This is a genomic window from Streptomyces sp. AM 2-1-1, from assembly GCF_029167645.1.
Lineage (GTDB): Bacteria > Actinomycetota > Actinomycetes > Streptomycetales > Streptomycetaceae > Streptomyces.
Genome location: NZ_CP119147.1, coordinates 6219775 through 6245517, shown reverse-complemented (window position 1 = coordinate 6245517; position 25743 = coordinate 6219775). Strand labels below are relative to the sequence as shown.

22 protein-coding genes are annotated in these 25743 nt (G+C 73.5%); 9 read left to right on the top strand and 13 right to left on the bottom strand.

From position 1 onward, the window contains the following. Nucleotides 1-290: 290 nt before the first annotated feature. The gene (locus PZB77_RS27260; RefSeq protein WP_275495277.1) at nucleotides 291-683 is read right to left on the bottom strand and encodes an ankyrin repeat domain-containing protein; all 393 of its coding nucleotides are present in this window, start codon (nucleotides 681-683) and stop codon (nucleotides 291-293) included. A gap of 436 nt (nucleotides 684-1119) precedes the next feature. Here PZB77_RS27260 and PZB77_RS27255 point away from each other — a divergent pair, with 436 nt between their 5' ends. After that, complete coding sequence (locus PZB77_RS27255; RefSeq protein WP_275495276.1) at nucleotides 1120-1314, top strand: hypothetical protein; 195 nt, start codon at nucleotides 1120-1122, stop codon at nucleotides 1312-1314. Nucleotides 1315-1355: 41 nt separating this feature from the next. Continuing rightward, a complete protein-coding gene (locus PZB77_RS27250) occupies nucleotides 1356-2951 on the top strand; it encodes a hypothetical protein (RefSeq protein WP_275495275.1) in 1596 nt (531 codons plus the stop codon). A 96-nt stretch (nucleotides 2952-3047) separates the two neighbouring features. Here PZB77_RS27250 and PZB77_RS27245 read toward each other — a convergent pair whose 3' ends face one another. Next, on the bottom strand, nucleotides 3048-4547 hold the full coding sequence (locus PZB77_RS27245) for a PLP-dependent aminotransferase family protein (RefSeq protein WP_275495274.1): 1500 nt from the start codon (nucleotides 4545-4547) through the stop codon (nucleotides 3048-3050). A 101-nt stretch (nucleotides 4548-4648) separates the two neighbouring features. Between PZB77_RS27245 and PZB77_RS27240 the strand changes: the two genes are divergently transcribed. The 4 genes from PZB77_RS27240 (at nucleotide 4649) to PZB77_RS27225 (ending at nucleotide 8142) form a co-directional block, all read left to right on the top strand. Further along, the gene (locus tag PZB77_RS27240) at nucleotides 4649-5317 is read left to right on the top strand and encodes a hypothetical protein (protein WP_275495273.1); all 669 of its coding nucleotides are present in this window, start codon (nucleotides 4649-4651) and stop codon (nucleotides 5315-5317) included. After that, entirely contained in the window at nucleotides 5314-6078 is a 765-nt protein-coding gene (locus PZB77_RS27235) for a glycerophosphodiester phosphodiesterase family protein (RefSeq protein ID WP_275495272.1), read from the top strand. Before PZB77_RS27240 ends, PZB77_RS27235 begins: the two co-directional genes overlap by 4 nt. Before the next feature lie 49 nt (nucleotides 6079-6127). Beyond that, the gene (locus tag PZB77_RS27230) at nucleotides 6128-7501 is read left to right on the top strand and encodes an MFS transporter (RefSeq protein WP_275495271.1); all 1374 of its coding nucleotides are present in this window, start codon (nucleotides 6128-6130) and stop codon (nucleotides 7499-7501) included. A 266-nt stretch (nucleotides 7502-7767) separates the two neighbouring features. After that, nucleotides 7768-8142 carry an RNA polymerase-binding protein RbpA gene (locus PZB77_RS27225; protein WP_007262928.1) on the top strand — a complete coding sequence of 125 codons (375 nt, stop codon included), beginning with the start codon at nucleotides 7768-7770 and terminating at the stop codon, nucleotides 8140-8142. A gap of 173 nt (nucleotides 8143-8315) precedes the next feature. Here PZB77_RS27225 and fxsA read toward each other — a convergent pair whose 3' ends face one another. The 4 genes from fxsA to PZB77_RS27205 all read right to left on the bottom strand — a co-directional run bounded on the left by fxsA (nucleotide 8316) and on the right by PZB77_RS27205 (nucleotide 12697). Next, complete coding sequence (gene fxsA, locus PZB77_RS27220) at nucleotides 8316-8915, bottom strand: FxsA family membrane protein (RefSeq protein WP_275495268.1); 600 nt, start codon at nucleotides 8913-8915, stop codon at nucleotides 8316-8318. A gap of 81 nt (nucleotides 8916-8996) precedes the next feature. Further along, on the bottom strand, nucleotides 8997-9926 hold the full coding sequence (locus tag PZB77_RS27215; protein ID WP_275495267.1) for a polyprenol monophosphomannose synthase: 930 nt from the start codon (nucleotides 9924-9926) through the stop codon (nucleotides 8997-8999). 603 nt (nucleotides 9927-10529) lie between these two features. Then, entirely contained in the window at nucleotides 10530-12176 is a 1647-nt protein-coding gene (locus PZB77_RS27210; protein WP_275495266.1) for an amidohydrolase, read from the bottom strand. Nucleotides 12177-12256: 80 nt separating this feature from the next. Beyond that, nucleotides 12257-12697 (bottom strand): Lrp/AsnC family transcriptional regulator, encoded by a 441-nt coding sequence (locus PZB77_RS27205; RefSeq protein ID WP_018490165.1) that lies wholly within the window; start codon nucleotides 12695-12697, stop codon nucleotides 12257-12259. A gap of 201 nt (nucleotides 12698-12898) precedes the next feature. Here PZB77_RS27205 and PZB77_RS27200 point away from each other — a divergent pair, with 201 nt between their 5' ends. Continuing rightward, nucleotides 12899-13294, top strand: coding sequence for a hypothetical protein (locus PZB77_RS27200; protein WP_275495264.1), 396 nt, complete (start codon nucleotides 12899-12901; stop codon nucleotides 13292-13294). Between the two features lie 513 nt (nucleotides 13295-13807). Here the strand turns inward: PZB77_RS27200 and PZB77_RS27195 are convergent. The 4 genes from PZB77_RS27195 to PZB77_RS27180 form a co-directional block, all read right to left on the bottom strand. Beyond that, on the bottom strand, nucleotides 13808-14980 hold the full coding sequence (locus PZB77_RS27195; RefSeq protein WP_275495263.1) for an acyl-CoA dehydrogenase family protein: 1173 nt from the start codon (nucleotides 14978-14980) through the stop codon (nucleotides 13808-13810). A gap of 256 nt (nucleotides 14981-15236) precedes the next feature. Further along, nucleotides 15237-15410, bottom strand: coding sequence for an SCO1431 family membrane protein (locus PZB77_RS27190; RefSeq protein WP_275495262.1), 174 nt, complete (start codon nucleotides 15408-15410; stop codon nucleotides 15237-15239). Between the two features lie 201 nt (nucleotides 15411-15611). After that, nucleotides 15612-16307, bottom strand: a complete 696-nt coding sequence (locus PZB77_RS27185) for a TetR family transcriptional regulator (protein WP_275495261.1) — start codon at nucleotides 16305-16307, stop codon at nucleotides 15612-15614. A 9-nt stretch (nucleotides 16308-16316) separates the two neighbouring features. Continuing rightward, nucleotides 16317-18344: an NAD-binding lipoprotein gene (locus PZB77_RS27180; RefSeq protein ID WP_275495260.1), complete on the bottom strand. Its 2028-nt coding sequence runs from the start codon at nucleotides 18342-18344 to the stop codon at nucleotides 16317-16319. A 393-nt stretch (nucleotides 18345-18737) separates the two neighbouring features. On the opposite strand from PZB77_RS27180, the gene PZB77_RS27175 reads away from it, so the two are divergent. Then, a complete protein-coding gene (locus tag PZB77_RS27175; RefSeq protein ID WP_275495259.1) occupies nucleotides 18738-19616 on the top strand; it encodes an SGNH/GDSL hydrolase family protein in 879 nt (292 codons plus the stop codon). Between the two features lie 303 nt (nucleotides 19617-19919). Here the strand turns inward: PZB77_RS27175 and PZB77_RS27170 are convergent, their stop codons facing one another. Next, the gene (locus tag PZB77_RS27170; protein WP_275495258.1) at nucleotides 19920-20342 is read right to left on the bottom strand and encodes a hypothetical protein; all 423 of its coding nucleotides are present in this window, start codon (nucleotides 20340-20342) and stop codon (nucleotides 19920-19922) included. A gap of 756 nt (nucleotides 20343-21098) precedes the next feature. On the opposite strand from PZB77_RS27170, the gene PZB77_RS27165 reads away from it, so the two are divergent. Beyond that, entirely contained in the window at nucleotides 21099-23207 is a 2109-nt protein-coding gene (locus PZB77_RS27165) for a beta-galactosidase (RefSeq protein ID WP_275496240.1), read from the top strand. 386 nt (nucleotides 23208-23593) lie between these two features. Here PZB77_RS27165 and PZB77_RS27160 read toward each other — a convergent pair whose 3' ends face one another. Both PZB77_RS27160 and PZB77_RS27155 read right to left on the bottom strand, forming a co-directional pair. Then, on the bottom strand, nucleotides 23594-24910 hold the full coding sequence (locus PZB77_RS27160; RefSeq protein WP_275496239.1) for a damage-control phosphatase ARMT1 family protein: 1317 nt from the start codon (nucleotides 24908-24910) through the stop codon (nucleotides 23594-23596). A gap of 167 nt (nucleotides 24911-25077) precedes the next feature. After that, entirely contained in the window at nucleotides 25078-25704 is a 627-nt protein-coding gene (locus tag PZB77_RS27155) for a hypothetical protein (RefSeq protein WP_275495257.1), read from the bottom strand. Between the last annotated feature and the right edge of the window lie 39 nt (nucleotides 25705-25743).

The following is a 25743-nucleotide window of genomic DNA, read 5'->3' as shown; positions in this document are numbered from 1 at the left end:
GCCCGGCACCCCGTGAGGCGCCGTGGCGTCCTCGTCCCGGAGGCTGGTCCGCAGGTGACCACCTGGGCCGTGTCTGGGTCTGACACGGCCTAGTGCCGGAGCACTATGCCGCGCAGCGACATGATCGGCCGACCGCCGTCCTGTGCCTGGTGCCGAGCATCTTCCTCTGCCTCTCGTCGGTGGTCCTGAGCGGACCCGCGACGTCATGATGACCCAGCCATTTCGCCACCGCGACCACATTTCCGACGGACCGGTCTTCCCGGGCCCTGCCGCCCGCGCGGGCGGTCGTCTCAGCGCGCACCGAAGAGTTCCAGCAGGTCGGCCTTGCCGAACATGCGCGCGGTCTCCACGGCGGAGGGCGTCCCTCCGGCCGGGTCGGCGCCCGCGGCGAGCAGCGCCTCGACGACCGGGGTCTCGCCCTTGAAGACGGCGCCGGCGAGCGGCGTCTGCCCCCGGTCGTTGGCGCGGTCGGGGTCCGCGCCCCGGGCGGCGAGGGCGGTGACCGCCGACGCGTGGCCGTGGTAGGCGGCGAGCATCAGCAGGGAGTCGCCCCGGTCGTTGGTGAGGTTGGCGGGCACTCCCGCGTCCACGTGGGCGGCGAGGGCGTCCGTCTCGCCGCGGCGGGCCAGGTCGAAGACCTTGGTGGCCAGCTCGACCACCTCGGGGTCGGGGGTTTCGCTCATGGAACGGGCCGCCTTCCTTGACCGCTGTCGTTGCCCTGGCCGTCGTCGCAGGCGTGCCGGGGTACGGCTCGTGGGGCCGTACGGGTAAACCGACAGGATACCGCCCTGCCGCCGGGCGGGGCGGGGACACCGGGAGGTAGGGGCCGGGGTGGGCGGGCGGGAGTCCGGCGCTCTCCGACGCACCCGCGGGTGCGTTCTTCCTCACATCGGGACCGGGGAGCCTCGGGCCGTGTCCGCCCGAATCCCCCGCCCCGGTGTCGGCGGGAAGTGCCGGCGACGGCCTAGCACCCGACGGACGGCCGGGCGGCCACCTTTCCTGGTCCGGTCGGGTGAAATCGCCCGGTTCTCACTCCAATGCACCTTTTATCGTATAGATACATCGGGTGAGCCTGGAAGGACTCATGGTGACCGTCCCCCTCAACCAGGAGAAACGCTCATGATCCTCTCCATCTCCGGCGTGGTACTGCTCGGCATCATCGCCTTCCTCTTCTTCAAGAAGGACGGGATGAAGGCCTCCCACGGCCTGATCTGCGCCCTGTTCGGCTTCTACCTGGCCGGCACCGCCATCGCTCCCAGCATCACGGCGGGCGGGGCGAGCCTCGCCGGTCTGCTGGGCGGGATCAAGTTCTGAGCCTGCGCACCCGATCCCCCCACCCCCTCCAGGAGACAGACGTGGCCCGGCGACCTCTCCCCCGCATTCTGACCAGCGGCGGCGCTTCGATCACTCGCGGCCGCGAGTTCGCGCGCACGGCCGCCGACAGCGCCGCCGACGTCCTCCACCCGCTGATCACGATCACCCGTGGTCTGGGGCTGCTGGCCGTCGCAGGACGGCAGAGATGGGCCGCGACGCCCAAGGACCGGCGCGGTCCCAGGCTGTTCCTCGTCGCGGCCTGTGTGACGGTGGTGGCGCTCATCCCGCACGGGCCGGTCCTGGCCCTGATCGCGGTGATGGGCGCTGCCGCGTGGAAGGGCCGCGGCAGGAGCCCCGCGAAGACCGGCCCGGACGAGGCCGGAGCCGCCCGGCTGCGCACCCTGTACGAGGCGCTGGTCCCGTACTTCTCCGTGGCCGACGACCCCGCACCGCTCTTCGCCCACGGCGGCGACTGGGAGAGTTCCTTCAGCGGGTACGCCTTCGACGGCGACGGCCGCCTCACCCGCCTCCGGGTGAGCTACCCGGCCTGGTTCACCGACGGCGAGGGCGTGGCGCGGGACCGGATCGAACAGGTCGTGCACGCCAAGTCCGGCCGGGGGCGCGAGTACCACTTCGCGTGGGACGAGGAGGCCAACCAGTTCTCCATGACCGTGCTCGACCCGCTCCCGGCCACGATCGCCGCCCAGCGATTCGTCACCGGTCCCGGCGAGACCGTCCTCGGCTTCACCGACCCGGGCGCGGTCCGGCGCACCGTCCCGGTACGGGACGGCGACGCGACCCGTGACGCCTCCCCCGTCGTCTGGCGGACGGGCCCCCGCTCCCCGGAGCCCCATCTGCTCGCCGTCGGAACCCCCGGCAGCGGTACGACGACCCTTCTGCGCTCCCTCGCGCTGCAGGCCCTCCGCGACGGCGACGTGCTGATCGTCGACGGCGGGGGCAGCGGCGAGTACGGCTTCCTGAGCGGGCGCGCGGGTGTCCTCGCCGTCGAGTGCGGGCTCGCCGGGGCGCTGGCGACCCTGGAATGGGCGGCGCACGAGACCGAGCGGCGGCTCATCGACGCCAACCGGGAACGCCAGGCGGGGCGCCCCGTCGCCGAGAGGGGCGAACGCCCGCTCTGGATCCTGCTGGACCGCCCGTCGGTCCTCGGACACCTCGCGGCGGCGGCCGGCCGGCCGGACCCGCAGGAGCTCCTCCAGGTGCCGCTGCGGCACGGCCGGGCAGCCGGGGTCACCGTGGTCCTCGTCGACCAGTTCGACACCGTGGAGGGCGTCTCTGAGGCCGTACTGGCCCACACCCGGGCCCGAGCCGTACTCGGCGGGGCCGACCGGGAGCAGGTCGCGGCCGTCCTCGGCGCCGAGCCGCACACCACACCGGTCGCCGGGGTGCCCGCTGGACGCGGCTACGCCCGGCTGGGTGCCGGGGAGGTGCTGCGGCTCCAGGTACCGGCCACCCCCGACCCGTACGACGAGTCCGCGGCGGACGCGGACCGGCAGGCGGTGCTCGCGCTGCTGCCGGAGCGGACCGCCGGGGGGACTGACCCCGAGGCGGCCGCGGACCGGTCCCTCGACGAGCGGGAGGCGCTCCGCGCACCGCAGCCGGCGGTCGCGGAGGGCTGACCGGCGCGTCGCGCCCCGACGGGCAGGGGCGCGCGGCTCGTTCCGCCGGGGCCGTGCGGGCCCGCACGGCCCCGCCTCCGGCTCACAAAGGCGGTCTCAGGCCACGAAGGTCCTCGGCGCGTCGGTTCCCGCCCCGGCGCCGGCCCGGACCAGGGCCGCTGCGGCGGCCAGCCGTGCCGCCGCCTCGTCCGCCACCGGACCGCTCACCGTGAACGGCAGCCGGACGTATCCCTCGAACGCCCCGTCCACGCCGAAACGGGGCCCGGACGGCACCCGGACGCCCACCCGCTCGCCCGCCACCGCCAGACGCGAACCGGAGAGTCCGCCGGTACGCACCCAGAGCGTCAGACCACCGCGCGGCACCTGGAACTCCCAGTCGGGCAGCTCCCGGCGCACCGCCTCGACCAGTGCGTCGCGGTTGCCCCGGGCCTGCTCGCGCCGGAGCCCGACCGCCTCGGACCAGCCGCCCGTCCGCAGCAGCCAGTTGATGGCGAGCTGCTCCAGGACGGGCGTCCCCATGTCCGCGTAGGCGCGGGCGGACACCAGGCTGCGGATGGTGTCGGGCGCCGCCCGGACCCAGCCGATCCGCATCCCGGCCCAGAACGCCTTGCTGGCCGACCCCACGGTGATCACGGTGCTGCCCGCGGGGTCGAAGGCGCAGACCCTGCGGGGCATCTCCACGTCCTCGTCGAGGGCGAGCTCGTGCATCGTCTCGTCGACGACCAGGACCGTGCCTGCCGAGCGTGCCGCCTCCACCAGGGCGCGCCGCTGCTGTTCGTCGGCGAGCGCGCCGGTGGGGTTGTGGAAGTCGGCGACGACGTAGGCGAGACGGGGGGCCGAGTCGCGCAGGACCTGGCGCCAGCGGTTCACGTCCCAGCCGCCCAGCCCGTCCCTCATGGCGACGGGCACCAGCCGGGCGCCCGCCTCCCGCATCAGCTGGAGGATGTTGGCGTAGCTCGGCGACTCGACGGCGATGCGTTCGCCGCGCCCGGCGAAGAGGTGGCAGATGGCGTCGATGGCGCCCATCGCCCCGGTGGTCACCATGATCTGCTCCGGCATGGTGGGGACGCCGTGCTCGGTGTAGCGGTCGGCGATCATCCGGCGCAGGGCGGGCAGTCCGGCGGGGTAGTCGCCGTGCGTGTGGGCGTAGGGCGGCAGTTCCTCCAGCGCTCCCTGGACGGCCCGGGTGAGCCAGGGTTCCGGGGCCGGCAGCGAGGCACAGCCCAGGTCGATCATCGAGCCGAGCGCCTCGGGCGGCAGCGGTTCCAGGCCCCTGGCCGGCAGCGGGTTCCCCGCCGGGACGGCGGTCCAGCTGCCCGCACCTCGCCGGGACTCCAGGAAGCCCTCGGTGCGCAGCGCCTCGTAGGCGGCGGCGACGGTGGTGCGGCTGACGGCGAGGGCCAGGGCGAGCTCGCGCTCCGCGGGAAGGCGGGCGGCGACGGGTACCCGCCCTTCCAGCACCAGGAGCCGGACCCCGTCCGCGAGCGCACGGTAGGCGGGCGGTTTCCGGATGCCGGGGAGCACCGGCCGGGAGAGCGGGGCCTGGAGCTGGCGCGCGAGCTGCGCCGCCCCGACCGTCGAAGTCCACTGAGCCATGAAATCAGTCCACCTTCCTCGGATTGGCCATGGCTGACGGCCAATCCCCCGCCCCAGAGTGACATGAGCCGGTCCACCACCACCACAGCAGGGGTTCTCGTATGTCCGCCACCGCCGTCCCGCACCACGCTTCTCTCGTCCGCCGACTGGTGCGGCTCTACGCCGGCCTGGTGCTGTACGGCGTGAGTTCGGCGCTCCTCGTCGTCGCTGGGCTCGGGCTGGAACCATGGGGCGTGCTGCACCAGGGGATCTCGGAGCTCACCGGCGTCGCCATCGGGACCGTGTCGATCGGGATCGGGGCGCTCGTGCTGCTGCTGTGGATCCCGCTGCGGCAGCGCCCGGGGCTGGGCACCGTCTCCAACGTCTTCGTGGTGGGCCTGGCGATCGACGCCACCCTCGCGTGGGTGCCCGAGGCGCACGGGTGGCCGGCCAGGATCGCGGTGATGGCGCTGGGGGTCGTACTGAACGGGGCGGCGACCGGCCTCTACATCACCGCCCGCTTCGGGCCGGGGCCGCGAGACGGTCTGATGACCGGTCTGCACCGGGTGACCGGCCGGTCGGTGCGCCTGGCGCGGACGGCGATCGAGGTGGCCGTGGTGGCGGCAGGGTTCGCGCTCGGCGGATCGCTCGGCATCGGGACCGTGGTGTACGCGCTGGCGATCGGGCCGCTCGCCCAGCTCTTCCTGCGCCTGTTCGCCTCCCCCGCGTCGCCGGGAGCGACCGGGGTCGTCGCCGGACGGTCGTCGGGGGCGGCCATACTGCGGCGGTGAACTCAGGACGCCACCCGTATCTGGACCATCCGTCGACGATCCCGTTCGCCCATCGCGGCGGCGCGGCCGACGGGCTGGAGAACACCGCTGCCGCCTTCCGCCGGGCGGCGGCACAGGGGTACCGCTACTTCGAGACCGACGTGCACGCCACGGCGGACGGCCGGCTGGTCGCCTTCCACGATCCGACGCTGGACCGGGTCACCGACGCCGGGGGGCGGATAGCGGAGCTGCCGTGGAGCGAGGTCCGGCGTGCCCTTGTGGACGGCAGGGAGCCCCTGCCCCTCTTCGAGGACCTGCTGACCGAGTTCCCGCAGGCCCGTTGGAACGTCGACGTGAAGGCGGAGTCCTCGCTCGGACCCCTCCTCGCCCTGATCCGCCGGACGGATGCCTGGGACCGGGTGTGCGTGGGCTCGTTCTCGGAGGCCAGGGTGGCCCGGGCCCAGCGGCTCGGTGGCCCCCGCCTCGCCACCTCGTACGGGGTGCGGGGCGTGCTGGCCCTGCGACTGCGCTCGCTCGGGATCCCGGCGCCGCTGCGCGCCGGGGCGGTGTGCGCGCAGGTACCGGTGAGCCAGAACGGTGTCCGGGTCGTAGACCGGCGCTTCGTCCGTACGGCGCACGCCCTCGGCCTCCAGGTGCACGTCTGGACGGTCGACGAGGCGGCACAGATGACCGAGCTCCTCGACCTCGGGGTGGATGGCATCATGACCGATCACATCGCAACGCTGCGTACGGTGCTGAGCGAGCGCGGGGCCTGGTCCTGACGCCGCTTCGGCCGGGCACGAGCGGGACGGACCGGGCAGGGGGCGCGGGTTGAGCACGGAGACCACGGGGAAGGCGACACCGCCAGAACGGCCGGCGGACGCGGCGGGGGCCCTCGCGCGCAGACGGGAGCAACGGGGCTGGTACTTCTACGACTTCGCGTGCTCGGTCTACTCCACGAGCGTGCTCACCGTCTTCCTCGGGCCCTATCTGACCTCGGTGGCGAAGGCGGCCGCCGATTCCGAGGGGTTCGTGCATCCGCTCGGCGTGCCGGTGCGGGCCGGATCGCTCTTCGCGTACGCGGTCTCCGTGTCGGTGCTCCTCGCGGTGGTGCTCATGCCGCTGGTGGGCGCGGCGGCGGACCGTTCCGGCCGCAAGAAGCCGCTGCTGGCCGCGGCGGCGTACACGGGGGCGGCGGCCACGACCGGGATGTTCTTCCTGGACGGCCACCGCTATCTGCTCGGCGCCCTCCTGCTGATCGTGGCCAACGCGGCGATCTCGGTGTCGATGGTGCTCTACAACTCCTACCTCCCGCAGATCGCCGGGCCCGAGGAGCGGGACGCGGTCTCCTCCCGGGGCTGGGCGTTCGGCTACACCTCGGGCGCGCTCGTCCTCGTGCTCGACCTGATCGTCTACACGGGGCACGACTCGTTCGGCCTCTCCGAGTCGGACGCCGTGCGCATCTGCCTGGCCTCCGCCGGTCTGTGGTGGGGCGCCTTCACCGTCGTGCCGCTGCGGCGGCTGCGCGACCGCCGGGTGGCACCGGAGGGGGAGGGCGCCGTCGGCTCGGGGTGGCGGCAGCTGATCGCCACCCTGCGCGACATGCGGCGCCATCCGCTGACGCTCGCGTTCCTGCTGGCGTACCTCGTCTACAACGACGGGGTGCAGACCGTCATCTCGCAGGCCTCCGTGTACGGCTCCGAGGAGCTGGGCCTCGATCAGACGACGCTGATCACCGCGGTCCTGCTGGTGCAGATCCTGGCGGTGGCGGGCGCGCTCGGGATGGGGCGGCTCGCCCGGACCTACGGCGCGCAGCGCACGATCCTGGCGTCCCTCGTGGTCTGGACGCTGATCCTGGTGGCCGCCTACTTCCTGCCGGCCGACGCGCCCGCCTTCTTCTACGTCCTGGCGGCGGCGATCGGTCTCGTCCTCGGGGGCAGCCAGGCACTCTCCCGTTCCCTTTTCTCGCATCTGGTCCCGCGCGGCAAGGAAGCCGAGTATTTTTCCGCGTACGAGATGAGCGACCGCGGACTCAGCTGGCTGGGGCCCCTGGTCTTCGGCCTGGCGTACCAGCTGACCGGCAGTTATCGGCAGGCGATCATCTCGCTGGTGGTGTTCTTCGTCGTCGGCTCGGTGCTGCTCGCCAGGGTGCCGTTGCGGGCCGCTGTGGCCGCCGCGGGCAACCCCGTGCCGGAGCGGATTTAGACGTTGAAGTAAAAGGCCGGTAGTGTACGCCTTTGGCCTGCCCGGAAAGACCGTTACTGCGAGTGGATGACATCAGATTGTTGAGTGACGAATCCGTTCAAAGGGTGACAGTCCGGGCAGCGGTGGGTATTCAACCCTGACACAGCAGCGGCACGACGGGCGACGCATGGCCGGCAACGGGAATCTTTACCGCTGAGCGGACGTTGACCGGATGACGACGACAGCGACACCTGTCCTGTGGGCGACAAGCCCGGGAGGCACGATTCATGAGTGAGCGAGCTCTCCGCGGCACGCGACTCGTGGTTACCAGCTACGAGACGGACCGCGGCATCGATCTGGCCCCGCGCCAGGCGGTGGAGTACGCATGCCAGAACGGACATCGATTTGAGATGCCGTTCTCGGTAGAGGCGGAAATTCCGCCGGAGTGGGAGTGCAAGGCGTGTGGCGCCATGGCACTCCTGGTGGACGGGGATGGCCCCGAGGAGAAGAAGGGCAAGCCTGCGCGTACGCACTGGGACATGCTCATGGAGCGGCGCACCCGCGAGGAGCTGGAGGAGGTGCTGGCCGAGAGGCTGGCGGTTCTGCGCTCCGGAGCCATGAACATCGCCGTGCATCCGCGGGACAGCAGGAAGTCCGCCTGATCCGCGCGAGCACCGAACGGACGGCCGCACCGCATGCGGCCACGACAGCCGCGGGCCGTGACACATTCCCTGTGTCACGGCCCGCGGCTTTCCGCGTGGCGCCGCCGCACGTGGCGGCGGGCGGCGCCCGGGCGCCCACCGGGTGTCCGGCGGGCACTGCCGGGGCGCGAGGTTCAGGGGGTCAGCGGCGGCCGGGGGCCTCGCGGCCCGTCGTCGCCGCCCGTGGGCGGCCGCGAGCCGTCCTCGCGGATGACCTCGCCCTGGACGACCTTCCCGTCCGGGTGGTGCATGCGGGCCTGCTGGAAGGTTCCGGCGAGGCTTCCTGCGGCGGCGGCGCGCATCCGGCGTTCCAGGGACCGCTCGGTGGACCGGCTGAGCGCCGTACGGACGGGCGGCACCAGGAGCAGCAGGCCGGCGAGGTCGGAGAGCATGCCGGGAATCATCAGGAGGATTCCGCCCAGCATCAGGAAGCCGTTGCCCCGGGCCGTCGGCTGCGGCTCCGGCGGCTCGCTCGTGCCGCCGGGCTGACCGGGCGCCTGCCGGAGGGTCTCGGTGAGGTGGGAGAAGGCGCGGCGACCGGCCTTCTTGACCACCGCCGCGCCGAAGACGAAGCCCGCCGCCAGGAGCAGCAGGACGGTGAGGCCCCCGGCCGCGCGCGCCACCAGGATCAGCAGCCAGACCTCCACCACCAGCCAGGCGGCGAAGCCGAGCGGGAGGAATCCGCGGACGCGCGAGCGCCGGGGACGGTTCGGGGGCGGGGTGCCGGTCGTCATGTCACCAGTGTGCCCGTACGGCGGGGCGAGCGGGACGGGCGGGGCGAGCGGACGGTCCGGGGGCGCCGGGCGGGGTGCGCCTCAGGAGGGGTCGGCGTCCGGCGGGGTCTGGGCGGCGGACGCCTGAGCGTGGCCGCCCCCGTCGTCGGGAACGGGCCGGAGCGGGGCGTGCGGCCCGTCGTCCGGAGCGCCGGTTGCGTCGGGACCGGAAGCGGCGGCAGGGCCGGCGACCGGGGCGGGCCTGCGGCCCAGCACCTTGTCGGTGACCTTGTTCGTCCGGGCGGTGATGCCCCACCCGGTGACCCGGAACAGGGCCTCGACGAGGATGTCGCGGCTCATCTTGGAGTCGCCGATCTCGCGGTCCACGAAGGTGATCGGCACCTCCACCACGTGAAATCCGGCCTCCACCGCGCGGCGGGCCAGGTCGACCTGGAAGCAGTACCCCTGCGAGGCGACCTCCTCCAGACCGAGTCCTTCGAGGGTGCCGGTGCGGAACGCCCGGTAGCCGCCGGTCACGTCGCGGACGTCGAGGCCGAGGGCGAGCCGGGAGTAGAGGCTGCCGCCCCGGGAGATGATCTCGCGGCTCCTGGGCCAGTTCACCACCCGGCCGCCGGGCACCCAGCGCGAGCCGAGGACGAGGTCGGCGCCCTTGAGGGCGGTGAGCAGGCGGGGCAGTTCCTCGGGCTGGTGGGAGCCGTCCGCGTCCATCTCGACGAGGACGCCGTAACCGTGCTCGGCTCCCCAGCCGAAGCCGGCCAGGTAGGCGGCGCCCAGCCCTTCCTTGCCCTTGCGGTGCAGCACGTGCACCTGGGAGTCCTCGGCCGCGATCTCGTCGACGATCTTGCCGGTGCCGTCGGGGCTGTTGTCGTCGGCGACCAGGATGTCGGCCTCCGGGACGGCGACACGTACCCGGTCGACGATCGGCTTGATGTTCTCGGCCTCGTTGTAGGTCGGGATGATCACCAGGACTCTGCCGAGCGGGTCGTACCGCCGCTGACCGCCGTCGTTCACTAACTGCCCCTTAAGGTCCGTACGCAGAGGGACACCATATCGAGCGCGCGGCACCCGCCGGGCGCCCCGGGCGTGCGGCGGTGTCCGGAGCGCGGGACAGAACCTCAAAAGTACGGACAGATCAGCGGCGGGCGAGGTGGCCTTCGCGTGAACACCCGGCGAACCCCGCGCACCGGCCGAGTCCGCGCGGGGGCGGGTCTGCGGATCGGGGCCCGGCGCCCTTCGGGCCGACCTGGCGCCCGCTGGCTGCGGGTCGACCGAAAGCCGTTGTCTACTGAACGTCCGGGCCCCACCCGGGTCGCACCCGCCGGCCGGTGAAACCTTCCCTCGCCCCCGAGGCGCGGGCGCTGAACCTGGCTGTCAGTGGTGGTGAACCGGTGCGGTTCACCACCCCGTGACCCAGCGGCGTTCGACGACTGCGTGGAGGTTCGACCGGTCGGACGTCCTGTGGTGGACCCGGCCGAACCTACCGGCCCCCGACCACTTTCTGTCAACACCGCCCCGACCTGCGGATTCGCCTCATCGTGCCTGGTCAGTGCGGGAGATCGGCGGGTCTTGCCCGACCGTTCCCCCCATCGATCGGCGGTATGGAACGCCGACTCGTCACTCGTTCGGTCGTACGTAGACGCTCTGCCCGCCCACGACGGTCCGCAGGCAGACCGGAAGGTCGGCCTCCGGAGAGAGATCGGGCAGGCCAGGGGTGCCGGACCGGGGGTCGGTGGACCACCGGGCGACCCGGTCGTCGGGGGCCTGGACGAGCAGTTCGGAGGTACGCCAGATCGCGTAGTCGGCCGGGGCACCGGGCACCAGGGTTCCGGCGTCGTCGCGGCCCGCGGCGCGCCAGCCGCCCCGGGTGTGGGCGGTGAATCCGGCGCGCACCGAGATCCGGTGCTCCGGGGTGCGGTGGTGGGCCGCGGCCCGCACGGTGCCCCACGGGTCGAGCGGGGTGACCGGGCTGTCCGAGCCGAAGGCGAGCGGCACCCCGGCGCGCAGCAGCGCGGCGTAGGGGTTGAGCGTCGCGGCCCGCTCGGCGCCCAGTCGCTGGGCGTACATGCCGTCCTCGCCGCCCCAGGCCGCGTCGAAGGCGGGCTGCACGGAAGCGGTGAGCCCCAGTTCGGCGAAGGCGGCGATCGTCACGGGGGTGAGCATCTCCGCGTGTTCGACGCGGTGGCGGGCCGCGCGGACGCGGGCCAGGCCGACCCGCCCGGCCGCGGCGCGGAAGCCGTCGACGACGGCGGTGAGGGCGGCGTCGCCGATGGCATGGAACCCCGCCTGGAGGCCCGCCTCGGTGCAGGCCGCCACGTGGGTGGCGATCCGGGCGGCGTCCAGGTGGGCGGAGCCGGTGTGCGGGGCGTCGGCGTACGGCTCGTGGAGGCAGGCGGTGTGCGAGCCCAGCGAGCCGTCGGCGAAGAGGTCCCCCGCGGCGCCGAGGGCGCCGAGTCGCCGGATGCGCGCGGCACCCTTGTCGTCCTCGACGTGTTCGGCCCAGAGCCCGAGGACCCGGGGGCCCATCTCCTCGCCGGCCAGGGCGAGCAGCGAGGTGAAGTCGTCCTCGCCGGAGATCTCGGGGCCGCCGCACTCGTGGACGGTACCGATGCCGAGCGAGGCCGCGTGGCGCAGGGCCGCGCGCTGGGCGTCGGCCCGCTGCCGCGTGGTGACGGACGCGTGGGCGGCCGCCCGGACCGCGTGGTGGGCGTCGCCGGTCAGCGGGCCGTCGGCGCGGTAGCCGGACATCGCGGTGACGCCGGGGACACGGTCCAGCAGGGCGGTGGTGACGACCGCCGAATGCACGTCGACACGGGTCAGGTAGAGCGCCCTGCCGCCCGCCGCCCCGTCCAGCTCCCGGCGCGAAGGGGGCCGCAGGCCGGGCCACCGTGCGGCGTCCCAGCCGTGGCCGAGCAGCACCGCGTCGGTGGGCCGGCCGTCCGCGAAGGCACGGACCCGTTCGAGTGCCTCGGCGAGGTCGCGGGCGCCGGAGAGGTCGAGCCCGGTGAGGGCGAGACCTGTGGAGGTGGTGTGCACATGGGCGTCGGTGAAGGCGGGGGTGACCAGGGCGCCTTCGAGGTCGACGACCTCGTCGACGCCGCTCGCGAAGGCGTCCGCGGCCCCCTCGGAGCCCACCCAGGCGACGTGCCCGCGTTCGACCACCATCGCGGTGGCGAAGGGGTCGGCGGGGCTGTGGACGTCCCCACCGCGCAGCAGCACGGTGCGGTGGTCGGGGTCGCTCTGGCGGGCGGTGCTCTCGGTCATGGGACCAGTCTCCCGCGTGCCCCGGCACGGGCGTTCCGCGCCCCTCCCGAAAGGGCGTGGGCGCGGCCCGGGCGGCCCTCTCAGACGCGCGGGGGCCGGGCTTCGTACGGGGTCGACAGGACCACGGTGGTCCGGGTGGAGACCCCGGCCAGCGAGCGGATGCGGGTGAGCAGGTGCTCCAGCTCCAGCGGGGTGGCCACCCGCACCTTGAGGATGTAGTTCTCGTCCCCGGCGACGCTGTGGCAGGCCTCCAGTTCGGGCACGCCGGCGAGCCGCTCGGCGATGTCGTCCGGGGCGCTGGGGTCGAACGGTTTCACCGAGATGAACGCGGTCAGCGGCAGGCCCACGGCCTCGGGGTCGACCACGGCGGCGTAGCCCCTGATCACCCCGCGCTGCTCCAGCCTGCGGACGCGCTGATGAACGGCCGACGTGGACAGGCCCGTGGCCTTGCCCAGGTCGGTGTAGCTCATCCGCCCGTCCTTGACGAGCAACTCCACGATCTGACGGTCCAGCTCCTCCATGCGGTCAACCTATTGCCCCGGGTACCTCCGGGCACAGTCCGGGGGCCTCCGGAAGGGCCCCGGCGGGCACCATGTGACCAAGGCCACATGTTTACTCCCTGTTGGCTACCCGCGTAGCGGTTACGACGGAGCGGTGGGGGGAAGTGCTTGCTGTGGTCGAGGCCATCGCGCCTTGTCGGCCCACTGAGGGGGGACTTTCCCATGCAGAGCCTGAAGCTCACCGGTCACAGCGAACCGGAGCCCGTCGATACGGACGAGGACAGCGTGTCCGACGCGTACGACACCTTCGAGATGTACCGGGTCGTCTGCCCGGACTGCGAGCAGCCGATCGCGCTGCTCGCCGACGAGTACGTGCTCCCCGAGCACGCGCTCTGCCCCACCCCCTGGAACCCGTTCGTGCTCACCGTCTGCGCGGGCACCGGCCGCGACGCCGCCGAAGCCGAGCCCGCCGACGAGACGCTCGAGGCGCAGGAGCAGGAGACCGGGCTGCTGCTGACGCTCCCTCAGGGACTCGACTGGCGCATGCAGCCCTTCTCGCACGCCGGAGGCGCCGGCTCGCACCCGATGCGCGTACCGCAGATGCGCCGCGCGGCCTGAGCGCCGCCACCGCCACGGAAGTACGTACCCACGCACCCGACGGCGCCGCCGGCGAGGTGCGGGTACCGGTGAGAGCCCGGGCCCCGCAGGGCCCGGACCCGACCGAACGCGCACACGAATCACTCGTACGGTGACCCGGCAACGCCTCGCGGCGTTGGTCCGGTATGACCCCCACGACCAACGCGGACACCGCGGCGGGCTCAGGTCGTCGCCGTCTGGTCGCCCCGCCCTCCGCGCAACCGCTCCCCCGCCCCGCGGCCCCACCGCTCCCGGCGCAGGACCGCTTCGCCGGGGCGGCAGGCCCCGGTGCGCCCACTTCCCCGGTGGGGACGCCCGGCGCGACCGGGCGGCCCTCCGTTTCGTCCCCGCCCGCGGCGGAGCCCGCCGATCCGCCCATCTACGTCGCGCTGCTGCGCCACTGGGAGGGCTCCGGACGCACCGTGCCGGGCCGCCACGACCAGGAGTGGAACAGGATCGTGGCGGCGCCGGTGTGGGCGCGGCTGCCGCAGCGGATCAGTGCGACTCGGGGCCGGCGAGGTGGCGGGCGATGACCATCCGCTGGATCTGGTTGGTGCCTTCCACGATCTGGAGCACCTTCGCCTCCCGCATCAGGCGTTCGACGGGGAAGTCCCGCGTGTAGCCGTAACCGCCCAGTACCTGCACGGCGTCGACGGTGACCCGCATGGCCGCGTCCGTGCAGAACAGCTTCGCCATGGCGGCCTGCCGGGAGAAGGGCTGTCCGGCGTCGCGGAGCCGGGCCGCCTCCAGGTAGAGGGCCCGGCCGGCCTCGATCTGGGTGGCCATGTCGGCGAGGAGGAAGCGCAGCCCCTGGAAGTCCGCGATCGGACGGCCGAACTGCCGCCGGTCCGTGGCGTATCCGAGGGCCTCGTCCAGCGCGGCCTGGGCGACGCCGATCGCGCAGGCGGCGATGCCCAGGCGGCCGGAGTCGAGCGCGGAGAGCGCGATGGCGAACCCCTGTCCCTCCTCCCCGATGCGTCGGTCGTCCGGGATCCGTACGCCGTCGAAGTGGAGCTGGGCGGTGGGCGAGCCGTTCATGCCCATCTTCCGCTCGGGGGCCGCCGCGTTCAGCCCTTCGGCGTCGCCGGGGACCAGGAAGGCGGTGATGCCCCGGGGACCGTCGGCCCCGGTGCGGGCCAGCACGGTGCAGAAGTCGGCGATGCCGCCGTGGGTGATCCACGCCTTGGTGCCGGTGAGTACCCAGCCGTCACCGTCCCGCACCGCCCGGGTGTGCAGCGAGGCCGCGTCGGAGCCGGAGGCGGGCTCGGAGAGGCAGTAGGCGCCCAGCAGCCCCCCGGAGAGCATGCCGGGCAGGTGCGCCTTCTTCTGCTCCTGGGTGCCGAAGCCGGCGAGCGCGTGGCAGGAGAGCGTGTGCACGCTGACGCCCAGCCCCACGGTGAGCCGGGCGGCGGCCAGCTCCTCCAGGACCTGCAGGTAGACCTCGTACGGCTGGTCGCCGCCGCCGAAGTCGGAGTCGTACGCCAGGCCCAGCAGGCCGGACTCGGACAGGAGGGTGAAGAGTTCGCGCGGGAAGTGGCCCGCCTCCTCCTCGTCGGCCGCCTTCGGCGCGATCTCGTTCGCGACGATGTCACGGACCAGCGCGAGCAGTTGTCGGGACTCCTCGGTGGGCAGTCGGCGTTCCACCGGTTGCGGGGCTCGGTCGGGCATGACGGCGCTCTCCTCCCTGTCGGGCGTGACGGCGAGCGCGCCCGGGGTGAGGGCCGCGCCGCCGAGTGGTCCGGGCGGGGCCCGGCACAGGCTGTGCGTGCCCAACCGATCCTGCCCCTCCGGATCGCGGAAGGTGCCGGTCAGCGGCTGTGGCGCACCGAGTATGCCCGATCGGGGCGCCCCCGTCACGGGGCGCGGAGGCCTTTGATCATCCGGCCCGGAAGGACCGTCGGGCCGCCGCGCCCCGCCGCGCACCTCACATCAGGCCGGCGCCGGTGACGAAGAGGGCGAGGACCACGACGAGGGTCCAGCCCAGGACGTGTTCCAGGATCTTGGGGCCCTCGTCGTCGTCGTGGGGGCCGCCGGTACGGGCACGGGGCGCGCGGCGGGAGAGGTGGAGCTTCTGGGCGGCTGCGGCGGTCGCGGTCATGGCATCTCGCTCGGTCGTACGGCGGTCGGACGTCCCCCCCGACCGCACCACCGTGCCCGAGAAAGGGCCTTCGGTGGAGGAGATCTCCGTCACCGGGCTCCTCGCGCGGGGCCTCCGGGCGAGGGAGACGCCAGCCACCGCAAGGGACGGAGCCCGGGGTGGTGTCCGCCGGTGTGCCCGACACCACAGGCGGCGGGAGCCTCAGGCGCCGGGTGAACCGTCCGGGCCGGACGGCGCGTCGGGCTGGGCTCCGTACGGCGCTTCGAGGGCGACGAGTCCGCGGCGCAGCAGGGCGAAGGCGTGGTCCGCGTCGGCGACGGCCTCGGGCCGGACCTCGGCAGTGGTCCTGCCGTCCACGATGCGCTGCCAGTTGGTCAGGGACAGGATGCGCAGGGTGGCGACCAGTTGCCCGGCCAGGACCCGGGAGGTGACCTCCCGGGCCCCCTCGCCGAGGGTGCCGGCGAGGGCGCGGGCCAGTTCCTCCTCGGCCCGGGCGAGGTACTGGGCGGAGCGCGCCACCAGGCCGGGGGTGGAGTGGAGGAGGCGGTGGAAGGCGAGGACGCCCTCGTGGTCGTTGAGTCCCGTGATGGGGTCGCCCGCTTCGAGCCCGGCCAGGAAGTGCTGGTGGAGCGCGTCGACCGGCCCCACTCCGGACGGCCGGTTCCGTACCACCCCGGCGCTCTCGTCCTGGTGGTCGGCGAAGCGCTGGACGACCAGGTCCTCCTTGGTGGGGAAGTACCGGAAGAGCGTCGGCTTGGAGACCTCGGCGGCCGCGGCGATGTCGGCGACGGAAACCTGGTCGAAGCCGTGTTCCAGGAAGAGCGCGATCGCGACCTCGGAAATGGTCTCCCGCGTCCGCAGCTTCTTGCGCTCTCGCAACCCCATCGACCGGTCCACGCGCCAAGTCTAGAGGCGCCCCTTACCGGCAGGGTCGAGTGGCCCGGCCGGCGGATCGGCCCGGTGGGCGTCCCTGCGCGGCGGGGCGGGCGGTGCGGCCGGGTTTCTCCGGGGCGTCCCCACCACGACCACCTGGTCCCCGGCGCCCCATACGCGCCGCTCGCCCTTGGGCGGGTTGAGCCGCACTCCGTGGTCCGTACCGGCCTCCGTCCGGTCCCGGCAGCGGTAGCCGATCGCGCAGTCGCCCCGGTCGCGCGCGGCGGCGACGACGGTGGCGAAGGTGGCCTCGGCGCCCGGGCGGACGTACGTACCGGCGGGGCGCAGGAGGACGTTCGCGCCGTCGCCGGAGAAGAGTTCGTCGAACACCGGGGCCAGATGCCGGTTCTGGGTGATCTGGGCCATCAGCAGACCGGTCAGCTTCCCGCTGACGATGACGTCGGAGCCGCGGTTGACGGGGGCCAGCGGCCGGTTGCGGTCGTCGGTGAGCTCGGTGACGACGCGCAGTTCCCGCCCGGCGCGTTCCTCCAGCAGCCGCAGGGCCAGCAGGGTGACGAGCGTCCAGTCGTCGGGGTGGTCCGGCCCGTCGCCCGGGTCCGGTCCGAGGACGACCACTCCGTCGTACGGGGTGAGGTCGAGCCCGAGCAGGGCGTCGGGCCGGGACAGCGCGGCGGACCGGAACCGGACGGCGGCGCCCGCGGGCGTCCCGTCCGCGGGCCCGTGCGGGGTCGGCGTACCGCTCCGCGGATCCCTCGGCTCGGGGACGGCGGTCTCGGTGATCACGTCCAGGAGGGATCCGGGGCGGGCGGTGTCCCGCAGCTGACCGACGACGAGCGGCGCGCGCCGGTTCCAGCCGAGGACCAGGAGGCGGGTCGGGTCGTCGGGCGGGGGTCCGTCCGTGGCGATCACGGCGGGATCGACGAGGTGCCGGCACTCCTCGGTCCTGGTGCTGTCGTCGTCGAGGGCGAGCACGATCAGGCGGCTGCCGGGCTCGACCGGGGTCCCGGCCGGCGGGTTGAGCAGCGTACGGCCCTCCGGCGTGAGCAGTCCGACCGCACAGGAGTTCGGGTGTCCCAGGAGGGCCGTGCCGAAGGTCTCGCCGTGGAAGGCGGTGGCGTCGACGAGGTGGAACTCGTCGCCCGCGAAGTCGAGGAGGTCGCGGAGGACGAGGGAGAGGCCCGGCCCGCCCACGCACTGCGCGATCAGCCGGGCGCTGACGGTGTCGGTCTCCAGCACCGTGCCGCGCGGGCCGGCGGCGAGCCGGGCCGGGGCGCGGTAGCGGTCGTCCCGCACCGCGGCGAGGACCGGCGGTCCGTCCGGCCCGTCGCCGAGCACCGCGCGCAGCGCCAGCAGGACCCGCAGCACCTCCGCGTCGGCCGCCGGTCCCCCCGAGGGCAGCACCAGTACGGTGCTCGCGGTGTGCGGGCCGACGAGGGCGAGCACGTCGGGATCGCTCGCGGGGCCGCTGCGGCAGATGATCCGCCCCCGGGCGGCCGGCGGGAGGTGGGCGGCGAGTGTGCGTTCCATCTCTGCCTTGTCCCGGTCGGCGAGGAGGACGACGGCACGCGGCCGGCCCGGCGCCTGGGCGGCCACCAGCTCGCTCACCACCGTGGTCACCTGGTCCGACCAGCCGAGCACGACGACGTGCCCCTGTTCCAGGACGGTCGAGCGCCCCCGGCTCAGCTCCGTCATCCGGTCGGCGAGACCGGTGGTGACGACGCCGACGAGGGTCGACACGCCGAGCAGGGCCACCAGTCCGAGCATCGCCGAGAGCACCAGGCGCAGCGGGGCGCCGGTGGCCGAGCCCAGGCGGAGCGTCTCCGCGCTGGTCCGCCAGACCGCCGTCAGACGGTCGGCCAGCGACCGGGGTGAGCCCGGGTCGGTCCACACCAGTACCGCGCTCACCGGGATCACGACGGCCAGGCAGGTGAGGACGAGCCAGCCCATCAGCGTGCCGGTGGAACGCGCCAGTGTCCGGTCGAACCGGTAGCGCGCCCGCTCCCGCAGCGATGCCGGCGGGCGCCCCTCGACTGGTTCCACGGTCTCTCCCCTCGTGCCCGTTCCCGCGCCGCCCGCGCGTTCCACGGTGGGACGGCCCCACCCGTCCCGTAGGCACCGTGGTGCCTGCGGAGGCGGAACACGCCGTGTTCGAGGTCCGGTTCATCCTTTCGGGCGGGTGTGCCCCGCCGACGACCGTCACCGGCGGGACGCACCCGGCCCCGGCGCCCCCGGAAAGCTGCCGGATGCCTTGACGCCTCGTCACCCCGTCGTCATATTGCTTTTGGGTCAACCGGTCAGTAACCAGTGACCCCTGCAGCGCCTCGCGGGAGCGTCGACGGGCGGTCGGGACCGCCGGTCCGGCGCGGCCGCGCACCGGCCGGCTCCACCCGGAGCCGCCGGTGGATCCTTCTCCTTCTCGTGAGAGGCACGGCCATGCGATCAGCCGGAAAGAGCCGCACGACCCGTCACGTCCTCAGTGTCACCGCCGCGACGGCGGCGCTGACCGCCGTCGCCACGCTGGGCGGAGCCCCCGCGTCCGCGGCCCCGTCCGTCGGCCGCTACGTCGCCCTCGGGGACTCCTACGCCTCCGCCGCCGGGGTCCCCACCCAGACCGACAGCGCCTGTACCCGCTCCGACCGGAACTACCCCACGCTGGTCAAGGCGGCGCTGGCGCCGACCGCCACGACCGACGTCACCTGCGGCGGTGCCACGACCGTGCACATGACGACCTCCCAGAACTCCTCCGCTCCGCCGCAGTTCCAGGCGCTGACCGCCGACACCGGCCTGGTCACGCTCACCGTCGGCGGCAACGACATCGGCTTCGCCGACATCATCGTCCGCTGCGTCACCCTCGGTCTCTTCGCTCCGTCCGGTTCGCCGTGCCGGACGAGCTACACCTGGACGGGGACCGACCGGCTGGCGGAGACCATCGACGCCACCGCCCCGAAGATCGCCGCGACCCTCGACGGCATCCGCCAACGCTCCCCGCAGGCCAGGATCCTGATCACCGGGTATCCGGCGATCCTCCCCGACGACGGGTCGAACTGCCCCGGCGTCGTGTCGATCGCGAAGGGCGACGCCCCCTGGCTGCGCGACACGCAGAAGCGCCTCAACACCATGATCGCCACCCAGGCCGCCGCGCACGGAGCCGTGTACGTGGACACGTACGCCAAGTCCGTCGGCCACGACCTCTGCAAGCCGGCCTCGACCCGGTGGACGGAGCCGCTGCTGACCACCGCCGCCGCCCCCTTCCACCCGAACGCGGCGGGCGAGCGGGCGATGGCCGACGCGGTCCTCGGCGCTCTGGGCTGAGCCGTCGCCGGCCGGGCCGGAGTCGTCGCAGCGGGCGTGTGGCCCAGCCGTCGGCCGGGCGCCTTCGTGGACTTCGAGTCCCCGGCCCTGCGCTCTCGGACCGCGATCGAGCCGGGTACGGGTCACCACGGGCCGTACCCGACCCGCACCGCACCGACCCGCACCAGGAGGAAGTGCGACTGCCTGCCCGGAGCCCCACTTCCGTGGCCTTCCGGTCACGAGATCGCCCGACCGAACCGGTGGACTCGAACACACGAGGACCAAGACCGGTGGAGCGAGCACTGCTCGGCGCTCTCCGCGTACTCAGCGCACGAAGTCCGTCACCGTGCCGTGGTTGTCGGAAGAGGTCAGGCCCCAGAGGATCAGCGCCACGACGATGACCAGCAGGATGAGCCCTGGCACGTTCTCGGCTCCCCAACCGAGGGACTGCCGAACCGGTGGGCCGGGCGTGGCGTCGCCACGTGCGGTGTCGGAGTCGGCGCGCTGCCAGGGGGCGACCTCGGCCTCCCCCCGGGCGATCCGCGCGGCCACGCGGTGCACGTCGGCCTCGTGGTACGACGGCTCGCGGGTGAGGTCCGGGGAGGGCGGAGCCGACGTACGTACGCTGTTGGCCCGCGCCACGGCCCTGATGCTGTTCGGTCCGATCTGCGGCCAGATCTCCTGGACTTCGGCCTTCGTCAGCCAGCCTTCCCCGTCCGCGAGGTCCCGCTCGTCCGCTGTCCCCATGCGAAGTCCCCCCAGCTCGCCGGTCGCTCAAGGCCTGATACCCGGACCACCGCGAGAGCACCCGGCCGGGCGGTCGTATTCGGACTGAGGCGATCGGTGGAGGAGCGGCTCCCGCATCGATCCGAGCCGAGCACCGGAGTGGGGTACGCGGACGGATGTCGAGGGCGAGCGCGATGACGAGGCGGCTCCTCATCGATCCGAGTCCGACATGACGTCATGCTATCGATAACATGAGCCGCACGAGCGGCATGACCGGTAGCGCCGGCGCGCGGAGCGCGAAGGCGCGCCCGCCGCACGCCCCGCCCGGCGGTGTGCGGCGGAGGCCGCGCGGCTGTGCGGTGGAGCCGCGCGCCCAGAGGGGGACGGCGACGGGCGGCCCCTCCACGTCGCTCTCCCCCCGGAGCGGCAACCCGACGGCCGCCGCACCGCAGCCGTGGAACTCCAGGCAGGCGGCCCTCGGAAGGAGGCGGTGCGCAGCAGGCGGCCGGCGTGATGTCGTCCACGCTCACCGGGGGACACGTCGTCGGGCGCCGACCGGCCGCCTCCGTCCGTGGTCGGCTGCACCGGCCTTCTCGGCCTCACCCTGTCCACGTCGCTCACCACGCTGCCGCTTCCGGGACGGGCTGCCGGACCCCACCGGCCTTGTCGGCGATGTCATCGATAACATACGCTCCCGCCGTGACTGAGCCGCTCTCTCCACCCATCCCCTCCGCGGACCCCACGGGCGAGGCGGCGGAGGCCCGCGCCACCGCCGCCCTGTCGTGGCGCGAAGGCCGCATGTACCGCAACGGCGTTCCGCACCGCATTCTGTCGGGAGCGCTGCACTACTTCCGGGTGCATCCGGATCTCTGGCGGGACCGCATCCGGCGGATCGCCGATCTCGGGCTCAACACCGTGGACACGTATGTGGCCTGGAACTTCCACCAGCCCCGCGAGGACCGCACGCCGGACTTCGCGGGCCGGCGGGACCTCGAAGGGTTCATCCGCACGGTGGGAGAGGAGGGCCTCGACGTCGTCGTCCGGCCCGGTCCCTACATCTGCGCGGAGTGGTCCAACGGCGGGCTGCCCGCCTGGCTCACCGGCCGTGACCTCGCCCCGCGGAGTTCGGACCCGGCGTTCACCTCGGCGGTCGGCACGTGGTTCGACGAGCTCGTCCCCCGTGTCGCGGCGCTCCAGGCGTCCGAGGGCGGCCCGGTCGTCGCGGTGCAGGTGGAGAACGAGTTCGGCAGTTACGGTGACGATCATGCCTACATGCGCTGGAGCCGCGAGGCCCTGACCGGGCGGGGCATCCGGGAACTGCTGTTCACGGCGGACGGTCCCACCGAACTCATGCTGGACGGCGGCAGTCTGCCGGGCACCCTCATGGCCGCCACCCTGGGCTCCAAGCCGGAGGCCGCCCGACAGCTGCTCGCGTCCCGGCGACCCGAAGAGCCCTTCCTGGTCGCCGAGTTCTGGAGCGGCTGGTTCGACCACTGGGGCGAGCGCCACCACGTGCGCGGGGTGGAGAGCGCCGTGCGCACCCTGCGCGGCATCGTCGCGGACGGGGGCAGTGTGAGCATCTACATGGCGCACGGCGGCACCAACTTCGGTCTCTGGGCGGGCGCCAACGAGACGGACGGACGGCTGGAGCCGGTGGTGACCAGCTACGACTCCGACGCGCCGATCGCCGAGGACGGCACCCTCACCCCCAAGTTCTTCGCCATGCGCGAGGCGCTCGGCGCCGAGGGCCCCCTCCGGTCGCCCCTGCGGATGCCGGTGCTCCCGCCCGCCCGCGTCCCGCTCACCCGCCGGGCCGGTCTCCTCGCCGGGCTGCGCGCCGTGACGCCCCTGACCACCGTGACCGCTCCGCGCCCCGCCACCTTCGAGCGGCTGGCGCTCGACGCGGGCATGGTCCTCTACACCGCGCGCCCGCGCATCCCGGCGGGCACGCACCGGCTCACCCTCACCGATGTGCGGGACCGCGCCCTGGTCTTCGTCGACGGCACCTTCCTCGGTGTCGCCGACGCCGACTCACGGGAACTGCCGGTGGAGGGGGCGGGCGAGGTCGTGACGGTGGAGGTCCTGGTCGAGAACCTCGGCCGGATCAACTACGGGCCCGCGGTGGGCGGGAAGAAGGGCCTGCTCGGCCCGGTCCTCGTCGACCGGCGCACGGTGCAGGGCTGGGAGAGCGCGCCGGTCGCCCTCCAGGAGTGGTCGGACGCGGAGCTGTCGCAGGCGCTCGCCGCAGAGGCGGAACGGGCGGAATCACGCGCGGACGCCGGGATCGTGAGCGCGTCGGAGGCCGTGAGCGGGTCGGGAGACGGGAGCGGGCCCGGGACCGTGAGCGGGTCGGAGGCCGTGAGCGGGCCCGGGACCGTGAGCGGGCCCGGGACCGTGAGCGGGTCGGAGGCCGTGAGCGGGCCCGGGACCGTGAGCGGGCCCGGGACCGTGAGCGGGTCGGAGGCCGTGAGCGGGCCCGGGACCGTGAGCGGGCCCGGGACCGTGAGCGGGTCGGAGGCCGTGAGCGGGTCCGGCATCGCGACGACGTACGCGGCGCCGGCGGAGGCGACCGCCGTGACCACGTCGACCACGCCCGGCACCGCGACCGCCGGGTTCGCGGTCGCCCGGCTCCACGTCGGCACTCCTGCCGACACCTTCCTCGCCCTGCCGGGTTCTCGACGAGGGTTCGTCTGGGTCAACGGCTTCATGCTCGGTCGCTACCGGGAGGCCGGGCCCCAGGTCACCCTCTACTGTCCGGCCCCGCTGCTGCGGTCCGGCGACAACACCGTCACGGTGCTCGAACTGGAACGGCTGGGCGAGGAGGTGGAGTTTCGGGATCGACCAGAGCTCGGACCTCCGCAGGAGTACATCGAGGAGTTCGACTGACCGGGGCTACCGGCGCCGCCCCCGGCGGTCCGAGTGGGGCCGTACTCGACTCCGCCGTGCTCGGATCCCGGGACGGCCTCCGGTCAGTCGTCCGTGCAGGCCTGGAGGAACGTGGGACCCGCCTTCTCCCTCGCGGCAGGGATCGCGTGTTCACCGCCCTCGTGTCCATCGTGACCCGCCGCACCACGAGATCGGGTCGTTGGTGGCCTTCGCCTGGACGGCCCCGTAGCCGCGGGACTCGGAGCACGGGACCACGTGGGTTCGTGGACGAGCCGCGGCAGGGCCGGCGTGCGGATCGCCTCGCGGCACGTCGGCCGGCGGTCGTCGACGCGGCACGCGGCACGCGACGACGGGGCGGCGTCCAGCGCTACCGGCCGTGTCCGGGGTCAGCGCATCCGCGCCGCCGCGCTCGTCCCGGACGACGCGGGTCCGTGTCCGTGCGCACACTGGATCAGCGCGTGCGTGCCGCTCGTACGCCACGCGGCCCCGGACGCTTCGAGGGTGTCCAGCGTTTCCTGCTCCAGGCCCACGACGACGTCGGACTTCAGGGTCCGGAGCGCTGCGACGGCTCCCGGGAAGTAGGCGGTCAGGCGGGCGAAGGGCTCCGTCGCGTTCCACCGCCGGTCGCCCACCAGGCGGCGGTAGTTGAGGTCCCCCTTCACAAGGGTGAGCGCGGCTCCCGCGAACTCCTGCCGCAGGTCATCGGGCATCTCCTCGTACGGCAACGGGGCGCAGAAGAACGGGTGGGTGCGGACCTCCACCGCTCCCCCGGCCATGGCCGTCCAGAGGCGACGGCCGATGCGGCCGGCTTCGCCGGGGGCCTCGACGAGGCGGCGGAAGCAGTCGACCACGTCGGCGGTCATCGCGTCGGAGACGAAGTACGGGGCGGGCTTGACGTGGAGCAGGACCCGCTCGGCGTGGCCGTGTGTGAGGAGGTGGTCGATGAGGACGAGATCGGGAATCAGCTCGCGTCCGGCGTTGTCGGCCACCACGGCCACGGTGGCCGACGTCGTGACGGGCAGCAGCCGCCACAGCGCGGCGCTGTCGTCGGCGACCAGCCCTGGGGCGACGGCTTCGCCCGCCATCGGCCCGGCCGCCGAGATGCGGAAGCCGAGGTCCGCGCGGTTGCCCCAGAGCGAGGCGTGCAGGAGGGCGGTGCCCCGCTGACCGGCCGGAGCGTCGGCGAGCGCGTCCAGGGCCCGCAACTCCTCCCCGACCGCCTCACCCCTCAGTTCGGCCCGCTTGAACGGCGCGAAGGGGTCGACTCCGCGCCACGGTCCGGTACCGAAGTATCCGACGGCGCCGAGGAGCCTCCGGTAGAAGTAGTTCTCGGCCCACAGGAACGGGGCGTCGTACCACGAGCCCCCGAAGTACTCCCGCCCCCAGGCCGCCCAGCTCTCCTGGTCGTGGTCCGAGTCGGCGGGGGTGAGCGGGCCGACGACGTCGTCGGTGATCTCTCTCAGCAGGATGTCGAGGGCCTCGTGCTGGCGACGGCCGTACGGGAAGGCGTCCCGTACCTGCCGGATGAGGGCGGGGTGGCGGTCGGCCAGTACGCCCCAGGGGAACGAGCCGGGCACGTTGCTCCGGACGACCGGGGCAGGGTCGGGCCCACCCATGGATCCGGAGCCGGGGCCAGGGCCAGGGCCTGTGCCGGTACCGTCGAAAGGTGCTTCGCCCGAGGCGCGGGGGGTGTTCTCGTCCATGGGGTGCGGGCCCTTCGCGTCTCGGTCGGTCACGTGACCATGATCGCAGGGGAACCGCCGTCGCCGGTTCGGCTCGTCGGCTCCGGGAGGGGACAGGGGGCGAAGTCGGCGAGTTCGCTCGGAGGAGGGACACGAGGCTCGGACTCAGGAAGCTGAGGGGCGGTTGTTCAGGGAGCGGATGAGAAGCGCACTCGCACGGCAAGGAGGTCCCCCGACGCGTCCAGATCGGCGGTCACTGGGAAGAAGCCGTCGCCCCAGCTCGTCATCGCGCACAGCACTCGGGCATCACCGAGTTCCACGGATCCGGCTTCGACGTGCGAAGCCCGTACCTGGCGCATGATCTGCCAGTGATGGGAGTGGGGTCGGAAGTCCACCGCCATGCGTCGTCCGGTCTCGTCCTTCCATCGGGAGAGCGCACGTGCTCTTTCCACCGCCTTCGGGACCGGCAGGGCAGTCCACCCGCGAACGCTCTCCTCACCGGGCTCCCGCCATTCGGGTGGGGAGAACATCGTGGCGGCTTCCTCCGCCGCGGCCCCCCAGAACGCCACGTCGGCCAGGCCGTCCATCGAATCCTCGTGCTGCCACGCGCTCAGGGCGTCGACATCACCGAAAAGCACACGTGCCCAGTCCACTCCTACGTCACCCAGGGAAAGCGACGACGCGGCCTCTCCCTCACGCATCCGGATCGAGATCTCGGACCAGCGAGCGCCGACACCGTCGCCGTAGTCGGACCGGGTGGCCCGCACGGGCAGGTGCCGGCTTCTGGGGACGCCGCCCACGGCGACGACGGGCACCCCGAACATCAAAAAGCCGCCTCCGCCCTCCTCGGCTGT